At 63.5% G+C, this 16,414-nt stretch carries 19 protein-coding genes and 1 pseudogene; 10 read left to right on the plus strand and 10 right to left on the minus strand.

Features of this window, described 5'->3' with window-relative positions; translation table 11 throughout:
- The first annotated feature begins 13 nt into the window (after positions 1–13).
- The 3 genes from EKD05_RS25850 to EKD05_RS18815 all read left to right on the plus strand — a co-directional run bounded on the left by EKD05_RS25850 (position 14) and on the right by EKD05_RS18815 (position 2,187).
- A complete protein-coding gene (locus tag EKD05_RS25850; RefSeq protein ID WP_165360807.1) occupies positions 14–547 on the plus strand; it encodes a DinB family protein in 534 nt (177 codons plus the stop codon).
- A gap of 89 nt (positions 548–636) precedes the next feature.
- Positions 637–771, plus strand: a complete 135-nt coding sequence (locus EKD05_RS27015; RefSeq protein WP_255427248.1) for a hypothetical protein — start codon at positions 637–639, stop codon at positions 769–771.
- A 105-nt stretch (positions 772–876) separates the two neighbouring features.
- On the plus strand, positions 877–2,187 hold the full coding sequence (locus tag EKD05_RS18815) for an NYN domain-containing protein (RefSeq protein ID WP_165360808.1): 1,311 nt from the start codon (positions 877–879) through the stop codon (positions 2,185–2,187).
- Positions 2,188–2,306: 119 nt separating this feature from the next.
- Here EKD05_RS18815 and EKD05_RS25855 read toward each other — a convergent pair whose 3' ends face one another.
- The 3 genes from EKD05_RS25855 to EKD05_RS25865 are packed head-to-tail and all read right to left on the minus strand — an operon-like array spanning position 2,307 to position 2,863.
- Positions 2,307–2,471: a hypothetical protein gene (locus EKD05_RS25855; protein WP_165360809.1), complete on the minus strand. Its 165-nt coding sequence runs from the start codon at positions 2,469–2,471 to the stop codon at positions 2,307–2,309.
- 40 nt (positions 2,472–2,511) lie between these two features.
- Positions 2,512–2,664 carry a hypothetical protein gene (locus EKD05_RS25860; RefSeq protein WP_165360810.1) on the minus strand — a complete coding sequence of 51 codons (153 nt, stop codon included), beginning with the start codon at positions 2,662–2,664 and terminating at the stop codon, positions 2,512–2,514.
- A 46-nt stretch (positions 2,665–2,710) separates the two neighbouring features.
- Complete coding sequence (locus tag EKD05_RS25865; RefSeq protein ID WP_165360811.1) at positions 2,711–2,863, minus strand: hypothetical protein; 153 nt, start codon at positions 2,861–2,863, stop codon at positions 2,711–2,713.
- Positions 2,864–2,921: 58 nt separating this feature from the next.
- Here EKD05_RS25865 and EKD05_RS18820 point away from each other — a divergent pair, with 58 nt between their 5' ends.
- The 3 genes from EKD05_RS18820 to EKD05_RS26800 all read left to right on the plus strand — a co-directional run bounded on the left by EKD05_RS18820 (position 2,922) and on the right by EKD05_RS26800 (position 8,368).
- A complete protein-coding gene (locus tag EKD05_RS18820) occupies positions 2,922–3,623 on the plus strand; it encodes a DNA alkylation repair protein (protein WP_129675810.1) in 702 nt (233 codons plus the stop codon).
- A gap of 185 nt (positions 3,624–3,808) precedes the next feature.
- Complete coding sequence (locus EKD05_RS18825) at positions 3,809–4,144, plus strand: hypothetical protein (RefSeq protein WP_129675813.1); 336 nt, start codon at positions 3,809–3,811, stop codon at positions 4,142–4,144.
- A 69-nt stretch (positions 4,145–4,213) separates the two neighbouring features.
- Positions 4,214–8,368 carry an IPT/TIG domain-containing protein gene (locus tag EKD05_RS26800; RefSeq protein WP_240695851.1) on the plus strand — a complete coding sequence of 1,385 codons (4,155 nt, stop codon included), beginning with the start codon at positions 4,214–4,216 and terminating at the stop codon, positions 8,366–8,368.
- 199 nt (positions 8,369–8,567) lie between these two features.
- Here EKD05_RS26800 and EKD05_RS18835 read toward each other — a convergent pair whose 3' ends face one another.
- A complete protein-coding gene (locus EKD05_RS18835; protein WP_205703977.1) occupies positions 8,568–9,215 on the minus strand; it encodes a response regulator transcription factor in 648 nt (215 codons plus the stop codon).
- A 428-nt stretch (positions 9,216–9,643) separates the two neighbouring features.
- Here EKD05_RS18835 and EKD05_RS18840 point away from each other — a divergent pair, with 428 nt between their 5' ends.
- From EKD05_RS18840 to EKD05_RS18850, 3 genes are read left to right on the plus strand one after another with little or no spacing between them, the layout of a single operon-like run.
- On the plus strand, positions 9,644–9,868 hold the full coding sequence (locus tag EKD05_RS18840) for a hypothetical protein (protein ID WP_129675819.1): 225 nt from the start codon (positions 9,644–9,646) through the stop codon (positions 9,866–9,868).
- Positions 9,865–10,365 (plus strand): recombinase family protein, encoded by a 501-nt coding sequence (locus EKD05_RS27255; protein WP_129675822.1) that lies wholly within the window; start codon positions 9,865–9,867, stop codon positions 10,363–10,365. Before EKD05_RS18840 ends, EKD05_RS27255 begins: the two co-directional genes overlap by 4 nt.
- The gene (locus EKD05_RS18850) at positions 10,353–11,153 is read left to right on the plus strand and encodes a bifunctional 2-polyprenyl-6-hydroxyphenol methylase/3-demethylubiquinol 3-O-methyltransferase UbiG (protein WP_129675825.1); all 801 of its coding nucleotides are present in this window, start codon (positions 10,353–10,355) and stop codon (positions 11,151–11,153) included. Before EKD05_RS27255 ends, EKD05_RS18850 begins: the two co-directional genes overlap by 13 nt.
- A gap of 26 nt (positions 11,154–11,179) precedes the next feature.
- On the opposite strand, the gene EKD05_RS18855 is transcribed toward EKD05_RS18850, so the two are convergent.
- The 3 genes and pseudogenes from EKD05_RS18855 to EKD05_RS27260 all read right to left on the minus strand — a co-directional run bounded on the left by EKD05_RS18855 (position 11,180) and on the right by EKD05_RS27260 (position 13,728).
- A complete protein-coding gene (locus EKD05_RS18855; RefSeq protein WP_129675827.1) occupies positions 11,180–11,908 on the minus strand; it encodes a class I SAM-dependent methyltransferase in 729 nt (242 codons plus the stop codon).
- 71 nt (positions 11,909–11,979) lie between these two features.
- Positions 11,980–12,387, minus strand: a complete 408-nt coding sequence (locus EKD05_RS18860; RefSeq protein WP_129675830.1) for a hypothetical protein — start codon at positions 12,385–12,387, stop codon at positions 11,980–11,982.
- A gap of 226 nt (positions 12,388–12,613) precedes the next feature.
- A pseudogene (locus tag EKD05_RS27260) lies at positions 12,614–13,728 on the minus strand (IS3 family transposase).
- Between the two features lie 234 nt (positions 13,729–13,962).
- Between EKD05_RS27260 and EKD05_RS18870 the strand changes: the two are divergent.
- Entirely contained in the window at positions 13,963–14,589 is a 627-nt protein-coding gene (locus EKD05_RS18870) for a class I SAM-dependent methyltransferase (RefSeq protein ID WP_129675833.1), read from the plus strand.
- Between the two features lie 247 nt (positions 14,590–14,836).
- On the opposite strand, the gene EKD05_RS18880 is transcribed toward EKD05_RS18870, so the two are convergent.
- The 3 genes from EKD05_RS18880 to EKD05_RS18890 all read right to left on the minus strand — a co-directional run bounded on the left by EKD05_RS18880 (position 14,837) and on the right by EKD05_RS18890 (position 16,313).
- Complete coding sequence (locus tag EKD05_RS18880) at positions 14,837–15,109, minus strand: ATP-binding protein (protein ID WP_129675839.1); 273 nt, start codon at positions 15,107–15,109, stop codon at positions 14,837–14,839.
- 62 nt (positions 15,110–15,171) lie between these two features.
- Entirely contained in the window at positions 15,172–15,807 is a 636-nt protein-coding gene (locus tag EKD05_RS18885; protein ID WP_129675842.1) for a response regulator transcription factor, read from the minus strand.
- The gene (locus EKD05_RS18890) at positions 15,804–16,313 is read right to left on the minus strand and encodes a sensor histidine kinase (protein WP_205703981.1); all 510 of its coding nucleotides are present in this window, start codon (positions 16,311–16,313) and stop codon (positions 15,804–15,806) included. The genes EKD05_RS18885 and EKD05_RS18890 overlap by 4 nt, the downstream gene beginning before the upstream one ends.
- Between the last annotated feature and the right edge of the window lie 101 nt (positions 16,314–16,414).

Raw genomic sequence — 16,414 nt, forward strand, 5'->3', positions numbered from 1 at the left:
CAAGGATATCCGTATGTCCCAAGTTGAGCACCCCGCGCCGGTGCGTTTGGTCTACCTCCACACCCTCTTTGCCTACGATGCGTGGGCCTCGGGCCGCGTCTTCGCGACCGCTGCGCATCTTGCCCCGGCAGCCCTTGACGCGACCCCACTCCAGGGGCTTGGCAGCCTCCGTCAGGTTCTGGTTCACATGGTGAGCGCGACCTGGGTCTGGCGGAGTCGCCTGAGCGAAGCGACGCCAACCGCGCTGCTCGACCCGTCCAACCTAGTGAACCTGGCGGCGATCCAGGCCCGCTGGGCAGCCGAAGACGTGGCCTTGCGCGAGGTGCTCGCCAACCTTGATGAGCACACCCTGGCGGCGCCCCTTCACTACCAGACCACCAGCGGCACGACCTTTGCCACCCCCCGTTGGCAGATCCTGGTACACCTGGCCAACCACAGCACCCAGCACCGCAGCGAAGCAGCCGCGCTGCTCACCGCACTCGGTCACTCCCCCGGTGACCTGGACATGATCGTCTACTTTCGGGCGATCGTGCCTACCGAAGTATGATCGTCTACGTTCGGGTGATCGCGCCGACGGACGTGTGAAGGATTGGCGATGCCATCTGCTGCGCCTATGCACCCATAGCGACAAGCGCCATGAGCAAGGAGCTTGAGGCGCTGTTGCGGGGGAGCAGCCAGGATCGCGGGGCACCGCTTGCCTCCACGTGGCGTGACCATGGTGCTCTTTCACTGGCCTACGCATGCTATGCATTGGTGCCGATGGTCTGGTAAACTTATCGTGATAGGATGGGGATAGGAACCGTCCTCTCATCAAGCCTGATCTGGCTCACATGTGCATGTGCTTTTGAGAGTGTATATGGTTACGAAGGCGTATCTATGAAGTTCATTACATCGCACCACATCCTTCGTCGGCCAGGATTATCCGCCTCATCGCCGGTTGCTGACGATCCTGCAACCCTCGCCACCACCCAGATTGTCTTGCCCCGCACCCTCGTGCGTCTGCCTGAGCATCCCAGGCGTAGCCCCGAAGGAGCGGTCACGGCCGCCCTACTCATTGACGGCGAAAACTGTTCGCCTGAGCTCGTTGCCCCCGCCCTGATTGAGGCCGCACGGCATGGTACCGTCGCGATCCGCCGGCTGTATGCGAACCCAACCGTTATGCGCCAGCAGCGCTGGCAAGCCCTGCTGACCAAGCATCAGATCGAAGCAGTCCCTCACGAACGCACCGCGATCGGGAAGAATGCAACGGACATTGCCCTCGTCGTCGAGGCGATGGATCTGCTCCACGAGGGAGCAATTGGCTGTTTCTGCCTGCTCGCCAGCGATAGTGACTATACCCCGTTGGTGAAACGCCTGCGTGCCGCAGGTCGCATCGTGGTCGGGATCGGGGGGAGACAAACCCCTCCGGCGCTCACGCAGGCGTGTAGCATCTTTATTACGCTTGATCGTCGCGATGCCACGGTGCCTGCGCCAGCAGTCTCACCGGTGCAGCCACCCGTGCAGCTGATTGCTCTACCCCAATCCGATCCCCAACTTCGTGCGGCAACCACGCCAGCGGCCAAACCGGCTCCGAGCGCACCACGTCCTGAGCCAGTTGATCCAACGGCGATGCTCCTTACAAGTTGGTGGGCAGTGCATCAGGCATGTGGTACGGTGAGTTTATCGAATTTGATTGTCGAGATCGAACTTCGGTTCCCCCATCAGAAGCCCCAAACGTATGGATATGACCGGTTTGCCACCCTGATTCACAACCGCAAGGACCTGTTTACCATCCGGCCAGATTCAAACTATGCGGAGCACTTCATCGTTGCGTTGACCGATCAGGCTGCGGCGCGCTCGAGCCTGAAAGTGATCGTTGAGCGAGCCGATCAGACTGCGCCACGCGCAAGCCCGAATGCAGCGATGGCCCCAGCCACGCCTCACCACGTTCCCTCGCAAGCCGCTTCGCCTCGTACCGCCCCATCTGAGCTTGGCGTGCTCCTTGAACGCGCCTGGCAGCAAGCCCCTAAGCAGGATGGTTGGCTCGATCTCAGCGCGTTTGGCCTTGCCATCCGCAAGCTTGCGCCAACCTTTTCAGCACGTGCCCATGGGCATGCTCAACTCAAAGGCGTGCTGAAGGCCCATGCGAAACGCTTCGAGCTGCGCCAGCGGAGCAATGGGCATTGGGAGGTGCGACTGCGCCCATAACCACGCCGTGCCCCAGGCTCGCACACTGAGTTCGCCCAGACGTGAGCAAGGATCAACCCCTGTTATCCTCAGCAAGGCAACCGATCGCTCGTGATCCAGCGAACCCTGCGGCACGACGCTCAGCATGTCCAGCGCACCGCTTGCCCAGGCGCTGCGCGTCCAATGCGCAAGCGGTGTACCGCCGCAGCATGTATGCTACGATAGGATGGCAACCCTGACAGACCGAAGAGATCCCAATGCCACAGCGCGACATTCGGTACCAGGCCGCCATCGTACGTGACCATCACATCCTGCTGGTCAAGGCCTATGACCGTACGACGGGCATCAGTTCTGGATCTTGCCGGGTGAACCAGTCACAACGAGTTTGACCCCTTCGGCGTAGACGCAGATCACGGTGGGCAAGCTGTTGTTCTCATTGAGCAGGCGCAGGTACGTGGCTAGCAACTTCTGCTGGAGGGCCGGTTCGGCCTCACCCATACCGACGCGGTTGATCAATAGTACGGCTCTCGGGATCGACCGTCCATCACTTCGATGCCGGTTCGGCCTCACCCATACCGACGTGGTTGATCAGGATGACCGTGGCCGAGTCGCTCATCACGTCACTCTCTTCCTTATCGTTCGGCGACACGCGAGACGCATGCTTGGAGTGGCCATCATACTCGATCACGTCCAACATACGCTGGCTATGCTACACTGGCAGCGATCTGGCTTGTCGGCCACATTCAGGAGTAATCATGGCCCCTGCTTCACCCGATGCCACACTGATCATCGCCCGCCTGGAGGCGCTGGCGAGCCCGGAGGATGCGGACGGCATGGCCCGCTTCGGCATCCGCGGTGCCCGTGTCCTCGGCGTGCCGGTGAAGACCCTGCGTGTCATTGCCCGCGAGACTGGGCGCAACCACGCTCTGGCCGAGGCGCTCTGGGACTCCGGCATGCACGAGGCGCGCATCCTGGCTAGCATCGTCGCCGAGCCGAAGCGCGTCACGCTCGCGCTGATGGAGCAGTGGGTGGCCGACCTCGACTCGTGGGATCTCTGCGACCAGTGCTGCACCAATCTCTGGGTGCGCACGGCGTTCGCCCGCGACCAGGCCCTAGTCTGGAGCGAGCGGGATGAGGAGTTCATCAAGCGGGCCGGCTTTGTGCTCATGGTGCAGGTGGCCGGCAAGGACAAAGCTGCCCCCGCCGAACTATTCCAGCGCTACCTCGCCCGCGCCGAGCGTGAGGCACATGACGAGCGCAACTTCGTGAAGAAGGCGGTAAACTGGGCCATCCGTGAGATCGGGCAGCGCAGCGCCGAATTGAATGAGACGGCTATCGCCGTTGCCCAACGCCTGCAGGCGTCCGACTCGCGCACGGCCCGCTGGGTCGGCAGCGATGCCCTGCGCGAGCTGACCAGCACAAAGATCGCCCAGCGCGTGGCCCGGCGCGAGCGATAGATATATCAGACTGAATCTCGACAACAGCACCTAAAACATCTATCATCTGGGGAGTTGGAAGCCACCTCAGCAGATGCCGGTCAGAAAACTTTGTTGACAAACTCCTCTTGAGTGATTGGGGGTGTCTCTCACTTGCGCTTCTGTCCTTGCTCTGCTAGCATACGAGCAGACACAAGGAGGATCGTATGTTCCGCGCCGCCGTCGCCGGCACCTGGGCGGAGAACGCCGCCTACTACGGCACCATCGTCATGCGCGAGGTGCGGGGCCGCCAACTTCCTCCCCCCCCCGCCGTCCTCCGCATGATCCGTGACCTGCTGCTGGAGTTCGGCCCGGCCGAGCTGCTCGATAGCTTCCTGATCCGGCCGGCGATGCTCGCGGCCGGCATGGCACTCGCGCCGATGCCCCTGGTCGGGACCGTCGCCGGCAAGCTCGTCGCCGACCTTTGCGTCTACCCGCCGACCATCGTCAGCTACGAACTGCTGCAGCGCCGCCGAGCGAGCGGTACGGAGATGGCCCCATGATCGACCTGCTGCCCCCTGTGCTCCAACGGTAGCTGGGGACAAAACGGCCTTTCTGAAAGAAATAACGACATGATCAAGCGCCGATGGTTGAGTTGGATGTTCGTAGCGTTGCTCCTTGCGGCCCTGCTGCCGCTGACAGCGGCGGAGCAGACGCCGGTTGCGCAGGCTCAGTCGACGAGCGTGCCAGGTTTTCTGCGCGACCTGCCATCCCTGACCGGCCAGATCGAGGACGCCACGATCTGGACGGTTGGCGGCGGGTATTTGTACTGGACAAATTGCACGGGGGGTGGGGGCGGTTACCTGCGGCGCTGGCCAATCGGCGGCGGGCGGGCGGCCACGCTGGCGGCGAGCGGCACCTGCCCGCTTATGATGAGCGCCGACGATGCCGGCCTGTACTACCACGACAATCTTGCGGGCGCGATCATGTACCGTGCAGCTAGCGATCCGCTGGTGGCGCGGGTGGTTGCGACGTCTCGCCAACCGGTCGGTGAGATCGTGCTCGATGCGAATCCCGCCTCATCGGGCAGCGCGATCTACTGGCTGGAGCGTACGATCGACGGCACGGACACCGTGATCCGTAGCGCCCGCAGATCAAACTTCGAGCCGCTTGGAATTGGGCCGGAGCCGCTTGGGCCGAACGCAACGAGCCTGATCATTGCGGGCTCGAATATGTACTATTTCGCCAACGGCACACTCAACGAATTGCTGACACTCTGTTTAGGCATCGGCGGCGGAACCTGCGTGAAGACGCCGAAGGCGGCAGCGACGGGCAAATACCTCAACCCGGCAACGCTCAGTAATACGGCCCAGTTTACCAGCGAGAGCCCGCTGTGGGCTAACGGTTCGACGCTGCAAAGCTTGCACTGTAACAGCAGTGGCACGAACTGCACCGTCTCGAACCTGTATACGGCACCAACTGTTGCAGGCTTGCCGTACGATCTGGGCAAGTTCGCGAGCGACGGCACCTTTCTTTTCTGGATCGAAAACCAGTGTGACCCACAACCAGATCAGATGGATGGTTGTAGTTGGAAATCGACCGGGCGACTGATGAAACGGCTCCTGACGGTTGAGCCTGGCGACACCAGACCGTTTCGCTCGCCACAGCCGATCGCCTGCCAGAACTGTAATGGCACGTACAGCATCGACGACAGCGGAAGTCAGATCGGGGCTGGCGCTGGCTGGATCTTCTTCAGAACGTCGAATGGGCTCAGCCGCATCCGGGCCGATGCGCCAGCGATCAGCTGGGATCTGGCGCTGCTGCGCATGGAGGTCACGCAGGGGGTGCAGGGGCTGGCCAACGACGTACCACTGGTGGCCGAGAAGCCAACCTATGTGCGGGTGTACGGCGATAAGCTGAGCGGCCCGGACGCGCGTGGCGTCGATGCGGAGCTGGTCGGCACCACCAGCAACGGTGTCATCCTGCCGGGTTCGCCGCTGCGCCCGGTCAACGGTGTGCGCGACTTTAGCAGCAACAACCGCGGCGTCCAACGCGGCAATGTCGATGAGAGCTGGATCTTTCGCTTGCCACCTGAATGGACGCACGCCGGCAGCATCTCGCTGCTGCCGCGGATCAATCCAAATACGTTCTGGAATGACCCGGACGGCTCAAACGATACCCTTCCCAGGGCGTCCTTCACATTTATCAACAAAGCGCCAATCTGCGTCGTCTTTGTGCCGGTGCGGGCAAACCCACGGGTCCAACTCTTCTCCGATGCGCACAATCGTGCAATTGACATGGCCAGGCGGCTGCTACCATCGCCGGATGTGTGGGTTTACCATCAGGATGAAGACGTCGCCGAACTTGAAGCACGCTTTGGCCTTCCGCCGTGGCGCTATGGCCCCTACGAATTGGCCGACGACAGCTGGAAGGTGCTGGCTTCGCTCCAAGCCCGGGATATCTTCTCCGATGACCCCGACCGCTGTGACGACGCGCGCGCCCGTACCCACTATGCTGGTGTAGCGCACGCCGATGCCGGTGGCGCAAATGGCACCGCCTTCCTGGGCGGAAGCGTGCTCTGGTTCCGTGTGCCGTCCGATAGCTATTTCATGCGCGATTGGCAGGCTGATCGGGCTGTGACGCTGGCGCACGAACTGGCGCACAACTACGGGCGGCGGCACGTGGACTGCGGTAGCCCTGATGATCCCGGCGCATTCCCCTATCCGCCATGCCAGATCGACGTTGACGACGGAGTCGAGCGCCACTACGGCTTCACCTACGACCGCTGGAGGTCTAACTTTACCGCGATTGCGCCAACCAGCGTCGGCGATTTGCTCTCGTACTCGCACAGCATCTCGCCGACAAAGTCGCGCTGGATCAGTGATTTTTCCTGGCGTGGGCTGCTCAACGAGATACCAAATGGTGCCACGACGCAGGCAGCAGAAGCGGCAGCGCGGGTCGATCTGCAAGCCGGCAGCGGAGTAGTTCTGATCGCTGGCGCGATCGATCTGCGTTCGCCAACGAACTCTATCCTCAACCACGCCTGGGTGCTGCCCAACGCGGCGATCAGCCAGCGCACGCTGCGCAAGTGGCAGCGCCTGGCCGCCCCCGATCTTGGCAGATTGGGGCACACGCTCCAGGCCGGTAGCCACCAGCTCCGGCTGCTCGATGCAAACGGCACAACCCTGGCCGACCGGGCCGTGATCCTTGAAGACGCCGCCGACGAAGGTGGGCCAGTTCCCTTCCAGATCAGCTTCCCCGCACCGCCTGGTCAGGTCGCGCGGATCGAACTGCTTGACGGCACAACGCTCCTGACGAGCCGGACAGTTGGCGCGGGCGCACCGACGCTCAGCATCGTTGCACCAGCCGGAGGCGAGACGCTCGACCAACAGCTGACGCTCATCTGGCGGGCAAGCGATCCGGACGCCAGCGACCGGCTGCTCTTCACCGTGCAGTATAGCCCCGACAACGGCCAGAGCTGGCGTGCCGTATTGACCGACTTCCCGCAGACCGATACAGGTAACACGATCAGCGTGCCGCTGGCAAGCCTGAGCGGTTGGCCGGGGAGCACCACTGGTGGCCGCATTCGGGTGCTCGCCAGCGATGGCTACCATACCACCATCGCGACCTCTGAGCCGTTTACGGTACCGAACCGCAAGCCGCAGCCGACGATCCTTGCGCCCTGGGCTGGCCAGAGTGTTGCGGCGGGCAGCCAGATCGTGCTGCATGGCACGGCGAGCGACGCCGAAGATGGCAGCCTGAGCGGCGACGCACTGCGCTGGGCGATCAACGACGTTGCGGTTGGGAGCGGGGCGGAGTTGAGCATTGCCGACCTTGCGCCGGGACTACACACCATCACCTTGACTGCCCGCGATACAGCCGGGAACGAGCAGAGTGTGACGCAGAGCCTCACCGTCGAGCCGCTGGTTGTTCCGCTTGGGGCAGCCCCAACCCTGGACGGAAGCTGTAGTGACGCGGGCTACAGTGGCGCAGCTCGCGTGCAGCTTGCCCCGGATGCCAACGGCATCCAGGCGGCAGTGCGTCTGTTGCGCAGCGAAAACCACCTCTGGATCTGTTTTACCAACCTGACCCGCGCCAGCTCGAGCGCCGCACCTTCACTTGCCGTGGTTCGGATTGACAGCCGCAACGCCAGTAATGACCAGCCGCAGGCGGACGACTATGGCTTTTCAGTGGGTGAGGATGGTACGCCCGACACCTTCCGCGGCAACGGCAGCGGCGGCCTGGACAACAACGGGCCAGGCGGATTGGACGCCCGGGCGAGCAGTAGCGGCAACGCGTGGCAGGCTGAACTGCGGATCGACGCCAGCGTACTCGGTGGCTGGAATCGGATCATCGGGCTCGACCTGGAGCACGTCTTTCCGCCGAACGATGGCGTGCAGTACTGGCCGTATTCAGCGCTCTGGCACAAGCCATCCAGCTGGGCGCGCACGCTGCTCGGCACAGTCGCACAGGTGGCTACACTCAGCCCGGCGGCAGCGACCGCAGGCGCGAGCGGAGTAACCATCACCATCGATGGCACAGGCTTTGTTGAGGGGAGCGTCGTTCGTTGGGATGGGCAGGATCGCCCGACCACGCGGCTGAGCGAGACGCAGTTGCAGGCGACGATACGTGCCGACGACCTCGTCAGCGCGCGGACGGCGGCCGTGAGCGTGGCGACCCCAGGAGGGGGCGTTTCGCGCACGTTGCCATTCGTGGTAGGTCCAGCACCGCAGCGGGCCGAAGAGCGTGGGGGATACACTACTGTGCTCCCGATAATCCGCCGGTAGGAAAGCATACTGTTGGCAAACCCGCCACGCACGACCTATCGTGATCGGAATGGGCGGTTTGGGGCTCTCGCCGCGCATTCCACGGCGCGGCGAGCCGGGTGAGCAGCACCGCGACAGCGGTTCCGTAGACTGCCGCGGGTGCGCTCCACCCCGTCGATCCGCTGGCCAACGTTCGCGCCGGGCATTCGCCGAAGCTCGCTCATCGACCCAATCCGGCATCGCGCGCTTTGACGATCGCCTCGGCCCGGTCGGCGACGTGCAGCTTGCTGAAGATGTTGCTCACGTAGTTGCGCACCGTGCGCGGGCTCAGGGCAAGCTGCGCGGCGATCGCCTCGTTCGACATGCCGCGCGCCATCAGCTGCAGCACGTTACGCTCACTCTCGCTCAGGTCGGGAAAGAGCGTCGCCGCGACAGCCGGCTGGCGCGCGAAGAAGTGCAAGATGCGCGTCGCGATGGTTGGGCTGAAAATCGCCTCGCCGTGCCCGACCGCCAGAATCGCCCGGATCATCTCCGTGTTGTCGGTGTCCTTGAGCAAATAGCCTCGCGCGCCCGCACGGAGCGCGGCGAACACGGAGTCGTCGTCGGCAAACATGGTCACCACCAGGATGTGGACCGACGGCTGTGCGGTGGCGAGTTGCCGGATCGCCGTCAGGCCATCACCGTCCGGCATCTGCAGATCCATCAGCACCAGGGCGGGCTGATGCTCGGCCGCCAGGCGCAGCGCTATGGGTCCACTTGCTGCCTCGCCGACCACCGTCACCTCGGGCACAGTCGCCAGGAGTGCGCGCAACCCGCGCCGAAAGACGGAGTGGTCGTCCACGATCAGCACGCGCAGCGGCTCAACCATCACGCGCATCCTGTGGAGCGAGCGGGAGGCGCGCAGTGAACGATAAGTTTGCCCCCCTCCACTCCCCCATATTGCCTCATCTTTGACTCTTTTTGACTCATTGACACAAGTGTGCAACAACGCTAGCATGGCAGTATCCTGTTGCGCAGGCGATCAAGCTCTGACGGATCAGGAACGCCAGGTTTGCCAGAAGGCCATGATCGGGTACACTTCTGGTGCCATGGGGTGATCACCGCGAAGGACGGCGCGGTGGTGGCCCATGTTTTCCTGATGGATCCGCGCATACACTGACCCATCACCGCGGCCATCGTGCGTTCCCATGCGCCAGAGCGGTGCGACAGGTTCTACCCGTGCCCTTATCTGGTTGTTGCACGGAACGGGACGACCACCCCTTCCGCATCCAGCAGCTAGCCCAGGAGAATCTCCCGATGTCATCGCGTCTGCGGTTGCACCTGGTGGGGGGATCTGATGATGATCGCCCGCCAGCGTGTCCCATCCCGTTCCCCTTGCACGCGAACAGTCAGATCACCCTCCATTCACCGGAAGTACCTGGTGATCGTGCCGCGTTGCTTGCGGCGCTCGCTACGCTCTTGGCCCGAATCGCTCGTGAAGGCACCACCGTCGATGAGTCAGAACGCCAGAGGGCCGCATGAACCATGTCCCGTTATCGGTCGCGATCTACATCCGCGTGAGTAGTGAGGAACAAGTCGAGGGCTACAGTCTTGAGGCGCAACTGCGTGCGTGTCGTGCGTATGCCGAGCTCCGCGGCTGGATCGTGGTGGTATTCAGCACGATCTGGGTTCAACGGCACGAAGTTGTCGCAATAACCCCCACTTCGCTCGCTTTTCCCCTTGTCGTAGCGGCGCAGAAACGGTATAGTAGAGACAGCAACAACCAGATCGATGGTGGCGATTCAGGTCAAGGTGGCGGCAGCCCCACGGGAACCACCGGTCAACGTGGCCAAGGTATGATGGATCCCCACCCGGCTCACCATTCTAGGAAGCCTAGTGTCAATTCGGCACTAGGCTCCTTTTTTGCCGTTGACAGCCAAGTTGACAGCCAAACTCCGGCTGACCGCCAGGGACGGCGGTGGATAGACAGCGAAAACGGGTTGGGAGCATTTCCAGGAGGAGAGCGATGTCACGCGTAGCGTCGTTCTATGATGCGTATGGCGAGCGTGAGTGGCTGCGGCTGGAGCGGCACCGCACGGAGTTTGCGGTCACGATGCGTGTCCTGAACGCGGCGCTCCCGCCGACGCCGGCGCGGGTGCTTGATCTCGGCGGTGGGCCGGGTCGGTACAGTGTCGCGCTGGCAGCCCAGGGGTACCAGGTGACGCTGGTGGATCTGTCGGCCACCCAGCTCGCTCAGGCGCGTGACTATGCCGAGCGCTCGGCAGTGATGCTGGAGGCGGTCATCCAGGCCGATGCGCTGGCCCTCCCAGCGACGATCTCCGGCCACTATGATGCCGTCCTGCTGTTCGGGCCGCTGTATCACTTGCTGACCCACGCCGAGCGGGCGCAGGCCGTGGCAGAAGCGTGTACCCGGCTTCGCCCTGGCGGGCTCCTGGCGGCGACCTTTGTGTCGCGCTTTGCGCCCTTCCGTGACGCTGCCGCGAAAGATCCGCTCTGGATCATCCAGGACCCCGCGTACACCGAGCACGTGCTCCGGACCGGTGTTCACGACCGGGGCGAGCTGTTCCCGCAGGCTTACGTTGCCCACCCGACGGAGGTGGTGCCCCTGATGGAGGCGGCTGGACTCACGACGCAGGCACTCATCGGGGTCGAGGGGATTGTCGCCGGGCACGAGGAGCACGTCAATGCCGTGACTGGTGCGGCCTGGGACGCCTGGGTAGAGCTCAACGAGCGCCTAGGGCGCGATCCGGCTCTCATCGGGGCCGCCGATCATCTGCTCTATCTCGGGAACAAACCGATCCCGTAAAGACGCCCCCTTCCCCTTTGCGTGCATTATCCTCGGCGGGCGCGGACGCAGATGAACGCGGGGCGACGCAGCAGGACGGCGTATTTCGCCGGGTCACGGGCGGCGAAGGCTTCCGTCGGTCGGGGTTCGAGCAACTGGTCAAGGACAAAGCCGGCGGCCAGAAGCGGCGTGAGCATGGCCTGAAGCGGTCGGCGGTAGTGGGGCACCGCGACCTTCACCCCATCCTCGGGGAAAGTGAAGGTCACCGTGACCGGCTCGATGTTGAAGTAGCAGCCTTCGGGGTGCAGCCGGTAGAAGTCGTCGGCGGGGTGGACGACCGAGAAGGCCAGGATCCCGCCCGGCCGCAGCACGCGTGTCAGTTCATGGAAGAGGTGCGCCCAGTCGGGTACGTAGTCGAGCGCCAGGGCGCTGATCACCAGGTCGAATGACGCGTCGGCAAGCATCGTGAGGGGCTGCGCCAGGTCCGCCTCCAGGATCGTCGCACGTCCGCCCAGTCGGGTCTGGGCGAGCGCCACCATTCGGGGGCTGACATCGAGGCCAACGACCGTCGCGCCCTGGGCGACGAGCCATGCGGCATAGAGACCTGGCCCACAGCCGGCGTCGAGCACGTGCAATCCGGCGACCGGCGGCAGCAGGCCGAGCAGCGCGGGGCGGTCGTAGTGGGCATTGTACGGGCCATCCTCAGCGTGGCGGGCGAACGCGTCGGCGAGCTGGTCATAGGTAGCGCGAGCGAGCGGCGGGTCATTGTCATGCATAGGGAAACCTCCTGGGGTGATCATACCACTCACCGCCGATTGTCGGCTCAGTCAAAAGTCTCACCGTGTGCTCAGGCGATCATATGGCTGCAACCCGATGGCTTGATGCGCGACCTCGTCACTCCGCTGGGGCAGGAGCCTGCTGCCCGAAGCCAGGCGGTCAGGTCGTCGATGCTTGTGAAGTCGAAGAACGCTTCGCTTTCTACCTGACGCATCTGATCGAATGCGCGGGCTGCGAGCTCCGCGTCGAGCCGCAGCACATGATCCATAAGATGAAGAAGGATGCGTCTATCTTGCGCCGCATACCCTTGCCGCACAAGCGCACGATAGCGAGCCACCTTGCGCTGGAGTCGTTCTGCCGGTTGCCCACGGGTCTCTTGGGCATCCCGGTCCATCAGCGTCAAGACCGCAAACGGATGGGGTGTCGCCTCCAGTGCCAAAGGGTCAAAGTCAAGGAGCTTCACGGTCGGAAAGCGCAAGCTCAGCTCGCATCCCCTAAGGTGGACCCAATGTCAAGCACACGTTTTGGGCCAGTTTTCCGTGCAGATGCCTTCCTTCATCTGCTGAAAGCCTTGACACCAGAGTCTAGACAGCGTGCCAGGGCCAATGGCTGGGGGTTGGTCGGGGCCAGATCGCCCTGGCCGGGGCGACCTGGCCCCGACCAACCCCCAGCCGAAAAAATCGCCGATCATACCCTCGGTGGGCTCATTCTCCCCGATACACTTCAACAGGACGACGATAGTCCAGCGATTGATGCGGGCGTTCGTGATAATAAACGTGCATGTATTGTGCGATCCTCATACGTGCCTCACGTGGACTTCCATCCTCGTGGAGATACACCTCCTCATATTTCACCGATCGCCAGAGTCGTTCGGTAAAGATGTTGTCGTGGGCGCGTCCGCGTCCATCCATGCTCATCCTGGCTCCTGCGGCCTCCAGCTTGCTCGTGAGCTGCGGACTGGTGAAATGGCTCCCCTGGTCGCTGTTCCAGATCGTGGGCGCTGCCACCGTCAACGCACGATCCACGGCATCGAGCACGAAGGGCAGTTCCAGGGTCTCATCGAAGGCCCAACTGATCACGTAGCGCGAGTACCAGTCGAGGATCGCAACCAGGGAGAGCCAGCCGCTCCGCAGACGGATATACGTGATATCAGAGCCCCAGATCGCGTTTGGGACGGTGGCGGTTACTCCACGGAGCAGGTACGGGTAGATGCGATGCTGGGCGGCCCGCTTGCTCAGATTGGGGCCAGGGGTGATACCCGCAAGCCCCATCTCGCGCATCTATCGTTGCACCCGTTTCCGGTTGATCAACACCCCTTCCTCGTTCAGGATGACGGTCATCTTCCGCGAACCATAGAACGGATGGGCGGTATACAACGCATCAAGGCGGTGCTTGACGGCCACCTCCTCCGGCGATGGCGGCACCGGCTGGTAGTACAGACTTCGGCGACTGAGGCCCAGGAGAGCGGCCTGGGTACCCAGCGGGAGCGCCTCATCAGCGTGCTCGACCAGGGCAATACGTTCAGCACGGGTCAATCCGGCAGCTTTTTTTTCAAAAAATTGACATGCGTTGTCAAGCGGCCAATCTCTGCGTAGAGTTGCTCCAACTCACGGGCATGGGTGGCCCGGAGTTCGGTCACCGAATCCCGACGTTCAAACAGATCCGGCATACCTGTGAGGGCGGCTTGTTTCCATTCGCGCAGCACCGTCGGGGCGACTCCGTGCTCGGCAGCCAGCTGGTTGATCGATTTGGTTTCTTTCAAGAGCTCCAGCACAAGCTGTGCCTTGAACGCAGCAGTGTAAGTCTTTTTCATATGCATCATGTACGGAAGCTTGGCCGAATGAGTGTCTAAATTCTTGGGTCCATTATACACCGTCACCCCGCCCGCCGTGCCCGGCCCACCGAGAGCAACGCATCATTCCAGGACGGCAAACGGCTGACCGTGGATGGACAGCACGGTACGGTCCGGATGTTCTGTGGATGACCGTATACTATGCTACGCATCAGATCGAAGTCCTGCCTATTTCTGCTGTCCTGAAGCGAAAGGAAGCCAATGAATGCCAAATCGCTCGCCGTCTATCAGAAATACTATGGCGATCCACGACACGATCGCAGCAGCCTCTTCCGCGTGCTCGCTGCACACACCGCGAGTGCCACGGCGCTCTACCCGGGAAGCTTTGTGCACATTGTCCCCTCGTTTTTCTTTCCAACCACGGTGTACGTGGATACGGATAAGCAAGCCCGGCGCTTTTTCGCGGATCCCGATCTCATCGCCTTTCTCCGCATCCGTAAGGAGTACGCGCACGATCCAACGGTGCGCTTCCACGCAGTCTCGTACATGGATCCGCTCCCAGAGCCTGATCAAGGGGTGGATGTGCTGATTTCGCAGTTTGCCGGGTTCGTGTCACAGCACTGTCGGCGCTATCTGCGCATCGGTGGTCTGCTGGTGGCGAATGACAGTCACGGTGATGCGAGTATGGCGGCCCTTGATCCGTCCTACGCCCTGCGCGGTGTCTTCACTGAGCAAGATGACACCTATCGCTTGGAGACGAGTCACCTCGAACGCTATTTCATGCCACGTCGCGGGAGTCCCGTCACGCGAGACGATCTTGAGCGCACGCAGCGCGGTATTGACTATACGTATTCCGCCAGTGCATACCTCTTCCAGCGCGTTGCATAACAAGGGGTACTGCGATGACGACAAGACGTCGCTCGTTTTCAACGGGACACCGTTCCGCATGGGAAAAGCTCGGCGAACGCACCCGGCTGATGCTCCAGCGGCTCAACGACAGCATCCTGCTCAGCGAAAACGACCTCTGCGCCCTCGTCTGGCCCGAGGCCGTCAGCCAGCAGGCCCGCACCAAACGGCTCGCACGCTGGTTGGCCGAGCAATACCTCCAGCCCATCGCCATCCCTGACGGGCGCTGCTACCATCTGAGCCGGAGGGGCGCCTGCCTGCTGCGCGAGGCGGGCTTGCCGCGCATCGCGGCGAGCCCCACGCCGTCGCGGTGTTCGGCCGGCAGGCCTGTTCCATCATCGCTCACGCGCAGCTCCACGACCGTCGCGCCGACCTCTAGCGCGAGCGCGCAGGCGCTCGCACGGGCGTGGCGGGCCACGTTGTGCAAGGACTCGCCGGCGATGCGGGAGAGTGCCACCTCGACTGCGGCGGGGAGCGCCGACAGCGGCTTGGGCAGCTCCACAGATAGCGGCTGCGGCTCGACTAGCCGGGACAGGCTCCGCAGCGCGCCGGCGAGCCCGTGCTCTATGTAAGCCCGGCCTGGTGGGCGCGCACGATCGCCTGGGCGCGGTCGCTGACGTGGAGCTTGAGGAAGATGTTCGAGATGTGGTTGCTGACCGTCTTGCCGCTGATCAGCAGCCGGTCGGCGATCTGCCCGTTGCTCAGGCCGCGGGCGACCAGCTCCAGGACCTCGAACTCGCGCTCGGAGAGGTTGGGGAAGGGGCGCTCGCGGGCGGCGCGCTGCTGGCGGAACAGCCCCATCAGCCGGCCGGCGATGGCCGGGCCGAAGCGAGCCTCGCCATTCGCCACCGCCCGGATGGTCTGTAACATCTCGGCCTTGTCGGCGCCCTTAAGGATATAGCCCCGCGCCCCGGCGCACATCGCGGCGAACAGCGAGTCGTCGTCCTCAAGCATCGTCAGCATGATCACGCCGACGCCGGGCTGCGCGGCCACGAGCCGCTCGGTGGCAAGGATGCCATTCAGCTCAGGCATCATAATGTCCATCAGCACGATGTCGGGCCGCAGCGCCAGAGCCTGCGCGAGAGCGTCGGCCCCTGTCCCCGCCTCGCCCACCAACTCGGTGTCGGAAGTGGCCTGGAGCATGGCACTTACGCCCTCGCGGAAGAGGGTGTGGTCATCGGCGATCAGCACGCGGATCATCGGCGCTCCTCCTCGGTTGGGGCTGCGATCGGCAGCCAGGCCCGCACCAGTGTGCCGCCCTCGGCGGCGGGGGTCACCATCAGGCTGCCGCCCAGCTCTTCGGCCCGTTCGCGCATCGAGCGCAGCCCGACGCCTGCTATGGCATCGGGATCGATCCCCCGTCCGTCGTCCGCGACCGTGATCCGCAGCCCCGGTATGCCATCAACCGCCAGCTCCAGCCGTAGCTCGCACCGGCGTGCCCGGGCGTGGCGCACGGCGTTGGTAAGCGCCTCCAGGGCGATGCGGTAGGCGGCGACCTCCACGGCGGCGGGTAACGCCGGCAGCGGCTCGGGCGTGGCGCTGATCCGAATCGCCGGCGCGGCCCCGGGGTTGCTGGCCGCAGCGCGCAGAGCCCCAAGCAGACCGAGCTCGTCGAGGGCCGGTGGGCGCAGCTCGTAGACCAGCCGGCGGATCTCAGCGACGAGGGACTGGTTGCGCGCCTTGATCGCCGCCAGCAGCTCGGCCACCTGCGCAGGTCGCTCGGCCAGCAGCGGAATGTGTCAAGCACCTTTGGACACGAGTCTTGGTCAAATGCGGTGCATACGTGCCACCAGCGTCACGCCATCCG

Origin of the sequence: Candidatus Chloroploca sp. Khr17 (assembly GCF_004138165.1) — a bacterium.
GTDB lineage: Bacteria > Chloroflexota > Chloroflexia > Chloroflexales > Chloroflexaceae > Chloroploca.

Bases quoted from the DNA above. Each gene is read 5' to 3' on its own strand.
- EKD05_RS25865 (WP_165360811.1), bottom strand. From the start codon at position 2,863: ATGTTGGACGTGATCGAGTATGATGGCCACTCCAAGCATGCGTCTCGC.
- EKD05_RS25860 (WP_165360810.1), bottom strand. From the start codon at position 2,664: ATGGGTGAGGCCGAACCGGCCCTCCAGCAGAAGTTGCTAGCCACGTAC.
- EKD05_RS18855 (WP_129675827.1), bottom strand. From the start codon at position 11,908: ATGCATGACAATGACCCGCCGCTCGCTCGCGCTACCTATGACCAGCTC.
- EKD05_RS18840 (WP_129675819.1), top strand. From the start codon at position 9,644: ATGTCATCGCGTCTGCGGTTGCACCTGGTGGGGGGATCTGATGATGAT.
- EKD05_RS27015 (WP_255427248.1), top strand. From the start codon at position 637: ATGAGCAAGGAGCTTGAGGCGCTGTTGCGGGGGAGCAGCCAGGATCGC.
- EKD05_RS25855 (WP_165360809.1), bottom strand. From the start codon at position 2,471: ATGGTCACGTACGATGGCGGCCTGGTACCGAATGTCGCGCTGTGGCAT.
- EKD05_RS25850 (WP_165360807.1), top strand. From the start codon at position 14: ATGTCCCAAGTTGAGCACCCCGCGCCGGTGCGTTTGGTCTACCTCCAC.
- EKD05_RS18885 (WP_129675842.1), bottom strand. From the start codon at position 15,807: ATGATCCGCGTGCTGATCGCCGATGACCACACCCTCTTCCGCGAGGGC.
- EKD05_RS18815 (WP_165360808.1), top strand. From the start codon at position 877: ATGAAGTTCATTACATCGCACCACATCCTTCGTCGGCCAGGATTATCC.
- EKD05_RS18850 (WP_129675825.1), top strand. From the start codon at position 10,353: ATGTCACGCGTAGCGTCGTTCTATGATGCGTATGGCGAGCGTGAGTGG.
- EKD05_RS18825 (WP_129675813.1), top strand. From the start codon at position 3,809: ATGTTCCGCGCCGCCGTCGCCGGCACCTGGGCGGAGAACGCCGCCTAC.
- EKD05_RS18835 (WP_205703977.1), bottom strand. From the start codon at position 9,215: ATGGTTGAGCCGCTGCGCGTGCTGATCGTGGACGACCACTCCGTCTTT.
- EKD05_RS18820 (WP_129675810.1), top strand. From the start codon at position 2,922: ATGGCCCCTGCTTCACCCGATGCCACACTGATCATCGCCCGCCTGGAG.
- EKD05_RS27255 (WP_129675822.1), top strand. From the start codon at position 9,865: ATGAACCATGTCCCGTTATCGGTCGCGATCTACATCCGCGTGAGTAGT.
- EKD05_RS18870 (WP_129675833.1), top strand. From the start codon at position 13,963: ATGAATGCCAAATCGCTCGCCGTCTATCAGAAATACTATGGCGATCCA.
- EKD05_RS26800 (WP_240695851.1), top strand. From the start codon at position 4,214: ATGATCAAGCGCCGATGGTTGAGTTGGATGTTCGTAGCGTTGCTCCTT.